The organism is Bacillus sp. FSL M7-1345 (assembly GCF_038006985.1).
Lineage (GTDB): Bacteria > Bacillota > Bacilli > Bacillales > Bacillaceae_G > Bacillus_A > Bacillus_A cereus_U.
Genome location: NZ_JBBOWG010000001.1, coordinates 908,141 through 920,617, shown reverse-complemented (window position 1 = coordinate 920,617; position 12,477 = coordinate 908,141). Strand labels below are relative to the sequence as shown.

Here is a 12,477-nt window from a genome sequence, read left to right as displayed (position 1 = left end):
TGACTATAGGAGAACCACGATTATATACTTAAAATTCAATACAGACTCTTTAAATGGTTTCATGTGTTCTACCTCCACCTTCTATATGCTTCCTTAAATAATAATACCTATGGAGTTCCATAATGAAATGAAACAACATAAACGAAAGCATGGAGTATACACACATTAATACAATTGCTACCATCTTTTGTGTTGCAAAACCAAGACTGATATTAGCAATGAGTTGACCCAATCCTACAAAAGCCAATACTCCGAAGCCAGAATTTTTTTTCGATGACTTTGATTTTTTGATTGGTCCCTGAAGTTTTTTAATATGGTTTTTATAATAATGATTCAAAGCAAACATATACAAACCAACTGAAAAAACAAAATAGATTGGAGTTTGTAATCCTAACATTCCATATGCAAACTTTTGGGTTATAACTAATAATCCTACTGAACATACGATGCCAAATACCCCACGAAATAGAGTGTATTGTAATTGCCGTTTCCGAGGATTTATAACAATCCATATTGTCCATAAATTTAAAAAAACAACTGGTGGAACTATTATGTACATATATATCGGTTGAAAAGGATTCGCAAAAGCAGGCAAAAGCACAAATATATCTGCTATCCCAATCACAAGAGTAATTATAGTCGATCTTATATCATTTACAGCATAAAGAGCCATATAATATTCAAAAACTTTTTTATTAAAATCTGTATTTTTTTTCATGTTAATTAAACCACCCTGCTACTGTTGACCAAGTTTTTTTCGCACCAGTTTTCACCATATCCTTAATACTATCATCTTCACCATCACCATCTAAATCAACATCCCATTTTACACCTTCTGTTAAGTATGTTAATCCTACTGAAATACCGAATCCTGCTGCTGCAACTACCAAAGCTGGTGCAGCAGGAAAAGCGGCAACGGTCAGAACCGCAGCCCCTACAGTTGTTGCTCCTCCTACTACAACATTACCAATAATATCTCCTGCAATTTTATCACTCGAGGCATTATCTTTAATATTATCACTTGTATCTGTATATGAATCTATAGCTACACTAGCCCATCCAAGCCTATCCTTTAAGGCCATTTTAGCTGCGCTTCCTTTTTTTAACATAGCTTCTATTTCTTTTATCTTAGGAGTAGCTGTTCCATTTTCGATTTTTTTTTCGATATCATTTACATAGTAAATCTTATGATCTCTATGCCGTCCATTAACTTTTTTATTATCTTTAACAGAATCATAACTCTCTCTTACAAGAACTCGTTTGTTTTTTCTATCAAAGTCTTTTTTTATCTCATAACCATTCCTTACTTTATAAACTGTATTCCCTACTGCAGCTGCACCTGAAAGTGTTCCGAATATATTCCCCATTCCATCTAATGGTACCATCGGATCAAAGCCAGTCATACCTAAAAATGACTCTTTTTTGTCTACTTCACCAGATTCAGAATCCTTATTTAACCTTTCAACTTCACGAGCTTTATCTTCTGTAATTTTTTGAATAGGACCCGTCCAATCCATATTCAATCCTTGTGTACTAAATGTACCGCTGACAACACTAAACCCTTTCCCACTTTGAACTTCCGCAAGACCTGCAGCAATGCTAGTTGCTAATTGAAGTGCTGTACTATAATTATTACTAGAGGTCTGATTGAATTGATACAAATGATCCAGCTTTTCTTGCAGTTTTTGCCTCATAACAATAAAAAGATTTACCATGGCATCCATACCCGGCATTGGCATAGCTTGATTAACAGCTTCCATACTTGTTTTCATTCGGTCAATTTCTCGAATTTGTTCTAACACTTCTTGTTCAATAACATCAGTTGAAGCTACCTGTGATTGAAATTGACTTGGAAAGGCATTATTCTGACGGATTAGTTCTTCACATAAGTAAATAATTCCTTGCGCTAAAGGACGAAAGGTTTGTACAAAAAATGCTTTTGCACTGCTATATGTTTGCCCCTGTAACACAGTATCAGTTGCAAAAGCATCAATCGACTGAATTGCTTGTTCCATACCTTGAATGGTGGCCGTACATACAGCGTTCATACTTTGAGTTTGGTTCTGTACTTCTCCCAAATACATATTTAAACTCATGAATTAGCCTCCTTTACTAATTGTTGTTGCTGATGTGAAAGATCATTTTCTAAGTCACTAAGATCTCGTTTCTCTTTAAACAATGTTTCTTTTTGGCTTTCCAATTCAAATGTAAGTTTTCGTTCGATGTATTGTGCTTCTTGACGCATATCCATAAAAAACAATGACATTTCTCTATCTTTATGCCAAGTTCCTAAAATACGATCAAACAAACGATGGTTTTGATTCTTCCATACATGAAAATCTTCTTCTACTTTTTCCTGTTTTTGAATCGCAGATTGATTTCGGTCCTGTTCTTCAAATACACTTCGTAACTTTTGATTTAACTGTGTAATTTTGTTTTCAATATCTCGATCCATCTTTTTCCTCCTACTATTTTACTTTACGTAGGTTGTTACATTAGCGAAAAGTGTTGTGAAGTTCGTTATCCATTCTCTCAAATTCATTAGATACCAAATGAATATTATCAACCGCTTGTTGAAAGGCAGTGGAAAATTGTTTCGTCAAGTCTAAAACTTGCTGATTCGCTTCTTGTGCTTTCAAATTAACAGATAATGTTGTACGCGTCGCCTTTGTTATAGAACGAGTTGTTGCACCTTGAATCCTATCAGAAGCTGATCCCATTTTCGTAGCAATTTGCGTTGCTGTTTGTAAATTACTTTGAAATTGTCCCATTCTTTCAAACCCTTTCTATAAGTTTTCCAAACGCATCAAAGAAATCTCATTAAATATATATCCCTATCAATATCACTCGCTGGGCACGCAATCAAATGAGCCATACAATATAAGCTGTATGGCTCATTTGAAATGCTTGTTATATAGAATAAAGCGTTTTTAATTCAAACCGAAATTACGTGATAATTCTTCATCATGAGAAGCAACAGCCTCTGCAGTTTTATTAAGCTGCATATTAATTTCTTGCAATAGCTGTGCAAAGTTTTGTACTTTTGGCTTTAATTCATTGAACTGTTGATCAAAACCTTCGAAAGCACGACCTTCCCATTCTCCTCTTAATTCATTTTGTAAGTTTTGTAATTGACGTAAAATATCCTCAATTTGATTTGCACCTTGTCCATATCGAGTCGCTTTTGATTTAAGCTCCTCTGGTGACATACGAATTTGTCCAGCCATTTTCATTTCCCCTTTAATACATAATAAGCAAAATATATTTTGGTTAATTTTACTAAACATATTATACTGTATTATTTTGAACTTTTAAATATTTTATCTTTCTATTGAATATTAGAATATTATCAATTCTAATCATTAAATATTCTACTTTTTCTTGCTTCAATTGTTTCTAAAATATAGAAAAGAATACCTAGATCAAATATCTTTTCAGCGTTAGAGATATTATTTCCGAATGTAATAATAGGTGCATTTAATCCAAATCTTTCATTCCATAGCAGCAAATGTTCCGTCGATGTGAGAAAGATCATACACAGCGCCCTCAACACTATCTATTGGATGTAAAATTGTGTTTAATATTCCTTTAAGTTCATCTAACACCGCTTCATTTTGCCCTTTTTTGTAGTTATGATATTGCCCGATAATAGGAGTATTTTCTATCTGGCGAATAAATTTTTCGTACAACTGATCCATCGCTTCTACGTTATTTTCAACAGTATCTTTAAGTTTATCAAACAACGTTTCTTCTATGTTCTTCTTTTACCTGAACTCGATTTGCTTTATCTAAAAAAGCATAATTCATTCATATATAATTTAAAAACCTCTACTTATATGTAGAGGTTTTTGTATGACGAAAAAACACGTAGTTCCATTGTTATTTTACAAACCCCAAATTCTTCCTCATCTTAAAGTGGAACAAATTTATTACTTAGAGTGTCTAATAAGTGTATTTCTAATATGAGTTGTCCAAATTGGATACAACATATCCCGTTTGACATCTATTTTTATGTATTACAAAAAAATGAAAGGACTTATTATCCCAAAAAGTGAAAAATATGCATCGTAATACTACGGTTAAGTATTACAAGTTTAATACTTTCACAGGTGAACCATTACAAGTGAAAATAAAAAAGAAATAATCCAAACCGTGACTTATCAATCATATAAAGTGAAACTTTAATCAGTGGGGGTTTTGTTCATCCCCCCACTGATTATTAGCCTTCACCAATCGGGCTTTTACGGGCAGCCCGACCCCCACCTAACTTCTTTGCTTCCGCTGAATTTTGAGGTAGGGGTCTTACTGCCCGGCGAATAGCGGGATAAACGTTTTGGATGTCCTTTAACCTGTGAAATTTTAGCTGCAGTAGTATTGTTACCCTATGCCATCTTTAATTGCATTGGTATTTAGAATACCTAGACAAAATCCATATATTCTTGAAAGAGGTTGAAAATTTATGTTCGTTTTAAACAAGTTCTTTAACATTTTACATTACAAAAAGATTGTGCCTGTAGTATTACTTTCATGTGTATCACTTATAGGCTGTTCCAATAGTAACACTCAATCTGAACCACCTAAACAAACGAATCAAGCTAATCAAATTAAACAAGAAAATACAGGTAATCAATCTTTTGCTAAACTTGAAAAAGAATATGATGCTAAGCTTGGTATTTATGCACTGGACACAGGTACGAATCAAACTGTTGCTTATCATTCAGATGATCGTTTTGCATTTGCATCTACATCTAAATCATTAGCTGTGGGCGCTCTTTTACGCAAGAACTCATTAGAAGCTCTTGATCAAAGGATTACGTATACTCATGAAGATCTTTCTAATTATAATCCGATTACTGAAAAGCATGTTGATACAGGAATGACGTTAAAAGAACTTGCAGATGCTTCTGTTCGATATAGTGACAGCACAGCACATAATTTGATTCTTAAACAGTTAGGGGGGCCCTCTGAATTTGAAAAAATCTTGAAAGAAATAGGAGATACTGTTACTACTTCAGAACGATTTGAACCTGAATTAAATGAAGTGCATCCAGGAGAAACACATGATACCAGTACACCAGAAGCGATAGCTAAGACACTTCAATCATTTACATTAGGAACTGCACTTCCAATAGAAAAACGTGAACTATTAGTAGATTGGATGAAGAGAAATACAACTGGAGATAAATTGATTCGTGCGGGCGTACCAAAAGGATGGGAAGTAGCTGATAAAACAGGCGCGGGATCTTACGGAACAAGAAATGACATCGCAATTATTTGGCCACCAAATAAAAAGCCGATTGTTCTCGCCATACTTTCTAATCATGATAAAGAAGATGCTAAATACGATGATAAACTTATTGCAGACGCAACCAAAGTCGTGTTAAATACCTTAAAAGCTACGGAATAAATGATAATAGGTTAAAAGTTTTCTATTTTAGGCGGGTGTTTTCATCAACTAAAAATTTAATAGTGTCCCAAAAACGAAATTTGGTGCTATCCCTAAAACATCTGGACTGTAATAGCCAACTAAAAAATGCAAACAAAACGACCTTTAATCAGTCGTTTTGTTTGCATTTCCTTTTTCTAAAACCACAGAAAAGATAAGTACTATAGTTAACAGCATAATAAACCTTACTTCACTTCCATCACTTACAAAAAATGAATACAAAGTATACATTAAAATTAATATTCCATAAATAATTTTGTGCAATGTACTCCCCCCTTTTTGCCGTATATATTTTAGTGTGAAAATTTAATTCAAGCCCTATATCAAAATGAAAATAAAAAGCACCTGTGATATACACAAAGTGCTTTTCTCTTGTCAATTTATCTATTTTCACTATATTTATCTATTTTCTTTTTATAACTCAAATTTCTTCGAATCGTACTTTTCTAGAGTTTGCTGCAATTCATCTTGTTTATATGGAATATGTTGATCTGTCTGTACATCTTTAACATTTGCTCCACCTGTTAATAATCTCCTGTACTTAAAAGAGTGCCCTGTTAATACTGTTGTAATCATTTTGTATTGCCCTCCTTTTGTTTGATTACTTGTATCATAAAACAAGTATCTGAAGTTGATATGTAGTTTATCTAGAGTGTATGTAAATTTAAAAAATCTCTAATAAAATGTTTATGTTGTAACGTTACCACCAAAACTAGTGCTTCAAACACCATGATTTGAAGAGATAGTCCCCCATGTTCTAGCCTCAATTCCTCCTACAGTTCTATATTGAGTAAAACTAGTTAATCCCTATAATATAAAAAGAGCACCACTTTTTGGATGCTCTTCGTTATAACTATATATTATTTAATTTCCTTCTTTTGTTGGCACCATTTTTCCTTCTTGAGAGTCTGTACCTTCTGTTCTTTCAACAGTTTTTGCATGCTCTGGTTTTTCAGGGGCTCCCATTTCAAATCCAGGTTGAGAACCTGTACCTTCTTTTGTTGGTACCATTTTCCCTTCTTGAGAACCTGTACCTTCTGGTCTTTCAACAGTTTTTGCGTCTCCTTTAGGAGTTGCTGGCACTGCATCTTTAGGTAAATCAAAGTTTTGTGAGAAAGACGTTGTTCCATCTGCACTCTGTGTAATTACTTGATTTGAACTACCTTCATTTGATTTTAAATTGTCCATTTTCGCATCATCTGCACCTACTGCACCTCCCGCTACCAATCCTGTACTTAAAAGTGCTCCTGCTAATAATGTTTTAAACATCTTTCATTACCTCCTGTTTATTTGTAATATTCATCAAAAAAGTATCTAGAGTTAATGTTTTAGTCATTATCTTTATCTACTTGCTTTTTGATTACATTTAGCATAAGACAAGAATCTATAGTTGATATGGACTGTATCTGGAGATTATGTAAAGAAAAATAGATGATCAATTGTATATCCTAATGGATGCTTAGACAAGATTGAAACTTTATATGAGCTTGAACAATTGAGTTCCCCTTTGTTTTTGGGTGTGAGGTTTTTAACTGGAGTGAAGTGAGGGCCTAACCTTTTCTAATATGAAAGCAAACTTTTTATTATTAGTTCACATTCATATTTTCAACTCTTTTATTTTTCTATAATAAAAATAAAAGAGTAATCGCAAAGACTACTCTTGTTTCTTTTTCTTCTCTTCTTTTTGAATTTCAGATACTGATTTTTCAGGTTTTTTTACAAGTTCCCCTAATTTTCCAGAACGTGAAAGTTTATCTTCAAAATTCTTCGTAGTACTAATACTAGCTGAGAAATTCAATTCTTTATCATTATTTATATATCCATCCACAGAAGGAACTCCCATCGGATTTACTTCATGTTTTGTGAAAGTAATCGATTGCACATCTTTAATATTATAACGAATATACTTTTCTATCCGTGTTTCTTGGTCTTTCCAAAACTTTTCTTCTTTTTCTTTTTGTTTTAAGTATTCCATAGTAAAATGCCCTCCTGCTATGAGTATCACAGCAGATACAACTAAAATCATTACTTTCTTCATTGGAAATTCTCCTTATAAAAAACACTTACCAATGCATTTTTCTTAGAATGGGATACAAAAAAGAGTAGTTCAAAGACTACTCTTGTCTTTTTTCTTTCTCTTCTTTTTCAATTTTGGATACAGACTTTGCTGGTTTTTTTATTAGTTTTCCAAGTTCTCCAGAACGTGTGAAATCATCTTCGAAATTTTCTGTAGTACTTATACTAGCTATAAAATCTAATTCTTTATTATGATTTATATGGCCTTCTAAATAAGGAACGCCCATTGGACTTACATCTTTTTTTGTAAACGTAATAGATTTTACATCTTCAATATTATAACGAATATACTTTTCTATCCGTGCCTCTTGTACCTTCCAAAACTTTTCTTCTTTTTCTTTTTTCTTTAAGTATTCCATAGTAAAATGCCCTCCTGCTATGAGCATCACAACAGATACAACCAAAATCATTACTTTCTTCATTGGAAATCCCCTTATATTCAAAGCTAGTTAACATATGCTCTTTCTAAAATAGGGTACAGAAGCCACGAGTAGTTGCAAGAACTACTCGTGGTTTTTTGCTTTCTCCTCTTTTTCAATTTCGGATACTGACTTATCAGGTTTTTTTATCATTTCATCTAATTCTCCAGAACATCCAAAATCATCTTCAAAATTTTCCGTAGTACCTATACCAGCATCAAACCATAATGCCTTATCACCATATTAACGCACCAACACATATAACTATTTTTGAAAATTTTCGCATTCTATTATCTCGCTTCCTTCTCAAACTTAAATGAAAATCCCCCGCCATAACCGTTAGGTGAGGTTGCGGAAAAACCTGATTCTTCACCTGCATGGAATCTATAACCATACCCGCCTATTATAATCTCACCTTTAATACATAATGAGCAAAATATATATTGGTTAATTTCACCAAACGTATTATAATGTATTATTCTGAACTTTTAAACGTTTTATCTTTCTATTGAATATTAGAATATGAATATTCAATTCTAATCATTAAATATTCTACTTTTTCTTGCTTTACAAGATTTTATGCAAAAAAGACCACCAAAAGGCAGTCTCAAAACTCAATCCTATTCCCCATCCCGCACTCCACCGCTTTCCCATACAAATACTTCGCAACGATAATATCTACTACTGCCAAACCAACTGATTTGAAAATAGTAATCTCTTCATCATTTTCGTGTCCAGCTTTTTCCCCGCTTATAATTTAACCAAGTTCGGCGTAGAGATTGCTAGTTTTATCGGAATTTGGAGGTCACCTATTTCTAGATCATATTCAATTAAGCAATCCTACAAACGCCTCTTCTTCCTCATCTATAAAACCTACAAATATAATTTCTTCAATATCCTCATGATTAAATACAAATGTATAATCAGGATTAATGTAGCCTTCTGGATAAAAACAGACAATATAGTCATACATTACAGGCTCTTTAACCATAAGTTTTTATTTTCTTCCATAAATCACAATTTTCTTCGTCCCACCTTTTAACAGAACAATAGAACCATTTGGTGAAAATTTTTCTTTAGAAAATTGCATAATTCCCCATCCTTCCTTTATCTAAATGTAATTCTATATTCATGATGTTGCTTCTCCCTTTTCTTTTCCATAGTCTTTACTGACTATAAGAGAACCGCGATTATATACTTAAAATTCAATACAGACTCTTTAAAAGGTTTCATGTGTTCTACCTCCACCTTCTATATGCTTCCTTAAATAATAATACCTATGGAGTTCCATAATAAAATGAATCAAAATAAACGAAAGCATTGAGTATACACACATTAATACAATTGCTACCATCTTTTGTGTTGCAAAACCAAGACTGATATTAGCAACGAGTTGACCCAATCCTATAAAAGCCACTACTCCGAAACCAGAGTTTTTTTTCGATGACTTTGATTTTTTGATTGGTTCCTGAAGTTTTTTAATATGATTTTTATAATAATAATTCAAAGCAAACATATACAAACCCACTGAAAAAACAAAATAGATTGGAGTTTGTAACCCTAACATTCCATATGCAAACTTTTGGGTTATAACTAATAATCCTACTGGACATACGATGCCAAATACCCCACGAAATAGAGTGTATTGTAATTGTCGTTTCCGAGGATTGATAGCAATCCATATTGCCCATAAATTTAAAAAAGCAACTGGTGGAACTATTATGTACATATATATCGGTTGAACAGGATTCGCAAAAGCAGGCAAAAGCACAAATATATCTGTTATCCCAATCACAAGAGTAATTATAGTCGATCTTATATCATTTACAGCGTAAAGAGCCATATAATATTCAAAAGCTTTCTTATTAAAATCTGTATTTTTTTCATGTTAATTAAACCACCCCGCTACTGTTGACCAAGCTTTTTTCGCACCCGTTTTCACCATATCCTTAATACTATCATCTTCACCATCACCATCTAAATCAACATCCCATTTTACACCTTCTGTGAAATATTATTCCCTTCTCGAAAAGAAGATCCACCCATTAATAAAATCTAGGCTTATCAAAAATTTCAAAAAGCCAAAGATTTTGCTGGTATCGAATCTATTGGGACTCACACCATGCGCAAAACCTTCGGCTATTGGTTCTATAAATAAACAAAAGATTTCGCTATGTTGTAAGAAATACTCAATCATAGCACCTCATAAATTACACTTAAATATATTGGCATCAATAAGGAAGAAAAAGATAATATACTAGATAATTTCTATATCTAATCATATATGATCAACATAAAGAAAAATTTGATATACAATCAGATTTAAAAAAATTACTTAATAATTCTTTGAATTAAATTGGAGCTGATTCTCACTCGATTTTCTACTTAAAAAACATGATTACTATATATTTCACCAGAATACAGATTCAAAACTATTTAATTAAAGACTAAAAAAAAGCATCTATCTTTAGATGCTTTTTTCAATCAAAAAACTATTTTTCTTTTTTCCATGATATTCGAAATTCCCCACCATGTTCTTCCGTTTTAATTTTAACCTTATATGTATCATCCTTAGGCACTTTAATATTTTTTTCGCCTTCGCCACTATTAAACTCTAGTATTGTATTATCATTTGAATCCACAACATAAGCAATTATAGTTCCTTGTTTAGTTTTATCATCAAAAGAAAAAATCCAATTCTCACCTTTTTTAACTTTCCTATCTTGAGTTGCAGATCCAGTAAATTTTCTATAATCTCCAGATATACTACCTGATACACTATCTGAAGAACCATGAACTTTACCACCAACAATAGTTCCCTCTCTTGTAAAACAACCACTAAGAATTACTAAACACAAAACAAATAAAATCGTATTTTTAAAAATTTTCACCATCATTACCCCTTCTATTCCCAATAAAATTTTCACCATTAAACTTATAAAAATAACTATAATAAAAAATTATATCCATTGATAGATATTTAATTAATTTTACACTTCAGCTAAGGCTTACAAGTATCTCGTATGACTTATCTCAAAATCCTTATCAATGTTAAAGTTATTCATTTTTAAGACTAGAAACAAATTAATATTGTAAATTCAAATTTTAGGGGTACTACCCCCATCTTCAAATAAAGAATATATATATGTTTAAAACTAATTATATTTTTTTACCTTTAAAGGAATAGATATAAAATACAAATCTATAGCATAAATAGTAATCAAAATACCTTTACCTTCATCAGCAAACTTTGATTGATGAAACTGTTCTGAAACTTTTCTTTTTCCCCATTTTTTAGGAAACCATTGAAATCCTGAAAACATATAATTAATCTACCTTTTCATTAAAATTTTGCTAGTTTATTTCTTAACTCTAACTCTTCAACTGTTTCAAAACCTTTAAAAAACAAACTAGCAATTTGATTATGATTAAAAAATACATTGTATTCTTTAGACAATTTTCCTTGAGGATATGGATAAGACACGTAATCCCACATTTTATTTTCATTCACTTGTCCCTGTTTTCTACCGTAAACCATAAGAGGTTGATTAATTCCTTCAACAAGAACCACAGCTATTACATTTCCATTCTTATCAATAACTACTCTCAAATTGTTAATACGCCTTCAATTAGCTTTAGCACCAATAGATTCTTTGAAAGTTTGTTCGTAACAAATAGTATGATTATAAATTTTAAAAATAAATGTTATAGTCACCCAAAATAAAAAGCGTGAGCTATTGGACCCACGCTTAAGAAGCATTTTAGTTTAAGTGTTTTTATAAAAGTTAATTTTTTAGTTATTATTTTTATACATTTTTTGTTCTTGTCCCCAAACTTCAATTAAAGTTCTAAGTTCATAAGAAGCAAATAAATTATTACAGGGTTATAACCCCTACTATAAGAAATACTATTATTACCAAAGGAAGAATGATAATCATAAAGGACACTATTATTGTTAATAATGCTTTCCATGCTGAAAATTGGTGTGCTTCTCCTAAACATTTTAAGGAAATAATGATTGTCCAAATTCCAATAACTACATCAATTATGGCAAAAATAAGAAACAAAATCGTTAAAGTTATGCTACTATCCATTTTCGGTGTCTCACTCGTAAAGTTTTCAATCCCAAACAAGAAAAATGAAGGCATCCAAACTAATATAAGAGAATAAACGTAAGGGATATAAGAATAGGCAACTGAGTAACGTGTTTTTTCAAAGGTACCTTGTCCACCAAGTTTTTTTGCCACCCAATTAAATAACGCTGGTAGCAAAAAATAATAAGTTAAGAAAACAATGAAGGTACCGAATATAACTATTGAGATTATTGAAAATGGACTACTTATTGAATCCGCCACATTTTTAGAAGATGCTCGATCTAAAGTCTGTACGAATGAGCCTAATAAAATGAGTAAAAACACATTCTTAGGTTTGGATATAAAAATTTCTTTCATTGTATCACGTGGTTTTGTCCAAATGGAGAACCAAGGATTAAGTGCACGTTTAAATTGATTTTCTGGAGTTTCCATAAAAAAACAT

The 12,477-nt window shown here is 32.0% G+C and carries 16 protein-coding genes and 5 pseudogenes; 2 read left to right on the top strand and 19 right to left on the bottom strand.

Features of this window, described 5'->3' with window-relative positions; translation table 11 throughout:
• Positions 1-49: 49 nt before the first annotated feature.
• The 6 genes and pseudogenes from MHB76_RS04740 to MHB76_RS04715 form a co-directional block, all read right to left on the bottom strand.
• Positions 50-718: a hypothetical protein gene (locus MHB76_RS04740; protein ID WP_340985823.1), complete on the bottom strand. Its 669-nt coding sequence runs from the start codon at positions 716-718 to the stop codon at positions 50-52.
• Position 719: 1 nt separating this feature from the next.
• A complete protein-coding gene (locus tag MHB76_RS04735; RefSeq protein WP_078175280.1) occupies positions 720-2,096 on the bottom strand; it encodes a T7SS effector LXG polymorphic toxin in 1,377 nt (458 codons plus the stop codon).
• Positions 2,093-2,455 (bottom strand): DUF3958 family protein, encoded by a 363-nt coding sequence (locus tag MHB76_RS04730; protein WP_078175281.1) that lies wholly within the window; start codon positions 2,453-2,455, stop codon positions 2,093-2,095. Before MHB76_RS04730 ends, MHB76_RS04735 begins: the two co-directional genes overlap by 4 nt.
• Before the next feature lie 40 nt (positions 2,456-2,495).
• Positions 2,496-2,771 carry a TIGR04197 family type VII secretion effector gene (locus MHB76_RS04725; protein ID WP_078175282.1) on the bottom strand — a complete coding sequence of 92 codons (276 nt, stop codon included), beginning with the start codon at positions 2,769-2,771 and terminating at the stop codon, positions 2,496-2,498.
• Between the two features lie 159 nt (positions 2,772-2,930).
• Positions 2,931-3,227, bottom strand: coding sequence for a WXG100 family type VII secretion target (locus tag MHB76_RS04720; protein WP_000918597.1), 297 nt, complete (start codon positions 3,225-3,227; stop codon positions 2,931-2,933).
• A 267-nt stretch (positions 3,228-3,494) separates the two neighbouring features.
• Positions 3,495-3,755 (bottom strand): annotated as a pseudogene (locus MHB76_RS04715) (hypothetical protein); the annotation flags it as partial.
• Between the two features lie 704 nt (positions 3,756-4,459).
• Between MHB76_RS04715 and blaIII the strand changes: the two are divergent.
• A complete protein-coding gene (gene blaIII / locus MHB76_RS04710; protein WP_078175225.1) occupies positions 4,460-5,407 on the top strand; it encodes a class A beta-lactamase BlaIII in 948 nt (315 codons plus the stop codon).
• Positions 5,408-5,551: 144 nt separating this feature from the next.
• Here blaIII and MHB76_RS04705 read toward each other — a convergent pair whose 3' ends face one another.
• The 9 genes and pseudogenes from MHB76_RS04705 to MHB76_RS04665 form a co-directional block, all read right to left on the bottom strand.
• Complete coding sequence (locus tag MHB76_RS04705) at positions 5,552-5,710, bottom strand: hypothetical protein (protein ID WP_002159080.1); 159 nt, start codon at positions 5,708-5,710, stop codon at positions 5,552-5,554.
• Between the two features lie 150 nt (positions 5,711-5,860).
• The gene (locus MHB76_RS04700; protein ID WP_340822208.1) at positions 5,861-6,022 is read right to left on the bottom strand and encodes a hypothetical protein; all 162 of its coding nucleotides are present in this window, start codon (positions 6,020-6,022) and stop codon (positions 5,861-5,863) included.
• Between the two features lie 288 nt (positions 6,023-6,310).
• Positions 6,311-6,715, bottom strand: a complete 405-nt coding sequence (locus MHB76_RS04695) for an alpha-ketoglutarate permease (protein ID WP_078175224.1) — start codon at positions 6,713-6,715, stop codon at positions 6,311-6,313.
• A 385-nt stretch (positions 6,716-7,100) separates the two neighbouring features.
• Entirely contained in the window at positions 7,101-7,484 is a 384-nt protein-coding gene (locus MHB76_RS04690) for a DUF1433 domain-containing protein (protein ID WP_078175223.1), read from the bottom strand.
• A 76-nt stretch (positions 7,485-7,560) separates the two neighbouring features.
• Positions 7,561-7,944, bottom strand: coding sequence for a DUF1433 domain-containing protein (locus tag MHB76_RS04685; protein ID WP_078175222.1), 384 nt, complete (start codon positions 7,942-7,944; stop codon positions 7,561-7,563).
• A gap of 81 nt (positions 7,945-8,025) precedes the next feature.
• Positions 8,026-8,178: pseudogene (locus MHB76_RS04680) on the bottom strand (DUF1433 domain-containing protein); the annotation flags it as partial.
• 370 nt (positions 8,179-8,548) lie between these two features.
• Positions 8,549-8,719, bottom strand: a pseudogene (locus MHB76_RS04675) (ornithine cyclodeaminase family protein); the annotation flags it as partial.
• 48 nt (positions 8,720-8,767) lie between these two features.
• Positions 8,768-9,031 (bottom strand): annotated as a pseudogene (locus tag MHB76_RS04670) (DUF4176 domain-containing protein).
• Between the two features lie 129 nt (positions 9,032-9,160).
• Positions 9,161-9,784 (bottom strand): hypothetical protein, encoded by a 624-nt coding sequence (locus tag MHB76_RS04665; RefSeq protein WP_078175221.1) that lies wholly within the window; start codon positions 9,782-9,784, stop codon positions 9,161-9,163.
• A gap of 171 nt (positions 9,785-9,955) precedes the next feature.
• Between MHB76_RS04665 and MHB76_RS04660 the strand changes: the two are divergent.
• A pseudogene (locus tag MHB76_RS04660) lies at positions 9,956-10,219 on the top strand (tyrosine-type recombinase/integrase); the annotation flags it as partial.
• A gap of 214 nt (positions 10,220-10,433) precedes the next feature.
• Here the strand turns inward: MHB76_RS04660 and MHB76_RS04655 are convergent.
• From MHB76_RS04655 to MHB76_RS04640, 4 genes are all read right to left on the bottom strand, one after another.
• Positions 10,434-10,835: a hypothetical protein gene (locus MHB76_RS04655; protein ID WP_002202960.1), complete on the bottom strand. Its 402-nt coding sequence runs from the start codon at positions 10,833-10,835 to the stop codon at positions 10,434-10,436.
• A 261-nt stretch (positions 10,836-11,096) separates the two neighbouring features.
• The gene (locus MHB76_RS04650; RefSeq protein WP_000490950.1) at positions 11,097-11,264 is read right to left on the bottom strand and encodes a hypothetical protein; all 168 of its coding nucleotides are present in this window, start codon (positions 11,262-11,264) and stop codon (positions 11,097-11,099) included.
• Positions 11,265-11,284: 20 nt separating this feature from the next.
• Positions 11,285-11,551, bottom strand: coding sequence for a DUF4176 domain-containing protein (locus MHB76_RS04645; protein WP_002114713.1), 267 nt, complete (start codon positions 11,549-11,551; stop codon positions 11,285-11,287).
• Positions 11,552-11,816: 265 nt separating this feature from the next.
• Positions 11,817-12,467, bottom strand: a complete 651-nt coding sequence (locus tag MHB76_RS04640; RefSeq protein ID WP_002114719.1) for a Yip1 family protein — start codon at positions 12,465-12,467, stop codon at positions 11,817-11,819.
• Positions 12,468-12,477: the final 10 nt, after the last annotated feature.

Bases quoted from the DNA above. Each gene is read 5' to 3' on its own strand.
- MHB76_RS04655 (WP_002202960.1), bottom strand. From the start codon at position 10,835: ATGGTGAAAATTTTTAAAAATACGATTTTATTTGTTTTGTGTTTAGTA.
- MHB76_RS04735 (WP_078175280.1), bottom strand. From the start codon at position 2,096: ATGAGTTTAAATATGTATTTGGGAGAAGTACAGAACCAAACTCAAAGT.
- MHB76_RS04695 (WP_078175224.1), bottom strand. From the start codon at position 6,715: ATGTTTAAAACATTATTAGCAGGAGCACTTTTAAGTACAGGATTGGTA.
- MHB76_RS04700 (WP_340822208.1), bottom strand. From the start codon at position 6,022: ATGATTACAACAGTATTAACAGGGCACTCTTTTAAGTACAGGAGATTA.
- MHB76_RS04690 (WP_078175223.1), bottom strand. From the start codon at position 7,484: ATGAAGAAAGTAATGATTTTAGTTGTATCTGCTGTGATACTCATAGCA.
- blaIII (WP_078175225.1), top strand. From the start codon at position 4,460: ATGTTCGTTTTAAACAAGTTCTTTAACATTTTACATTACAAAAAGATT.
- MHB76_RS04730 (WP_078175281.1), bottom strand. From the start codon at position 2,455: ATGGATCGAGATATTGAAAACAAAATTACACAGTTAAATCAAAAGTTA.
- MHB76_RS04725 (WP_078175282.1), bottom strand. From the start codon at position 2,771: ATGGGACAATTTCAAAGTAATTTACAAACAGCAACGCAAATTGCTACG.
- MHB76_RS04640 (WP_002114719.1), bottom strand. From the start codon at position 12,467: ATGGAAACTCCAGAAAATCAATTTAAACGTGCACTTAATCCTTGGTTC.
- MHB76_RS04740 (WP_340985823.1), bottom strand. From the start codon at position 718: ATGAAAAAAAATACAGATTTTAATAAAAAAGTTTTTGAATATTATATG.
- MHB76_RS04650 (WP_000490950.1), bottom strand. From the start codon at position 11,264: ATGTTTTCAGGATTTCAATGGTTTCCTAAAAAATGGGGAAAAAGAAAA.
- MHB76_RS04720 (WP_000918597.1), bottom strand. From the start codon at position 3,227: ATGGCTGGACAAATTCGTATGTCACCAGAGGAGCTTAAATCAAAAGCG.
- MHB76_RS04665 (WP_078175221.1), bottom strand. From the start codon at position 9,784: ATGGCTCTTTACGCTGTAAATGATATAAGATCGACTATAATTACTCTT.
- MHB76_RS04685 (WP_078175222.1), bottom strand. From the start codon at position 7,944: ATGAAGAAAGTAATGATTTTGGTTGTATCTGTTGTGATGCTCATAGCA.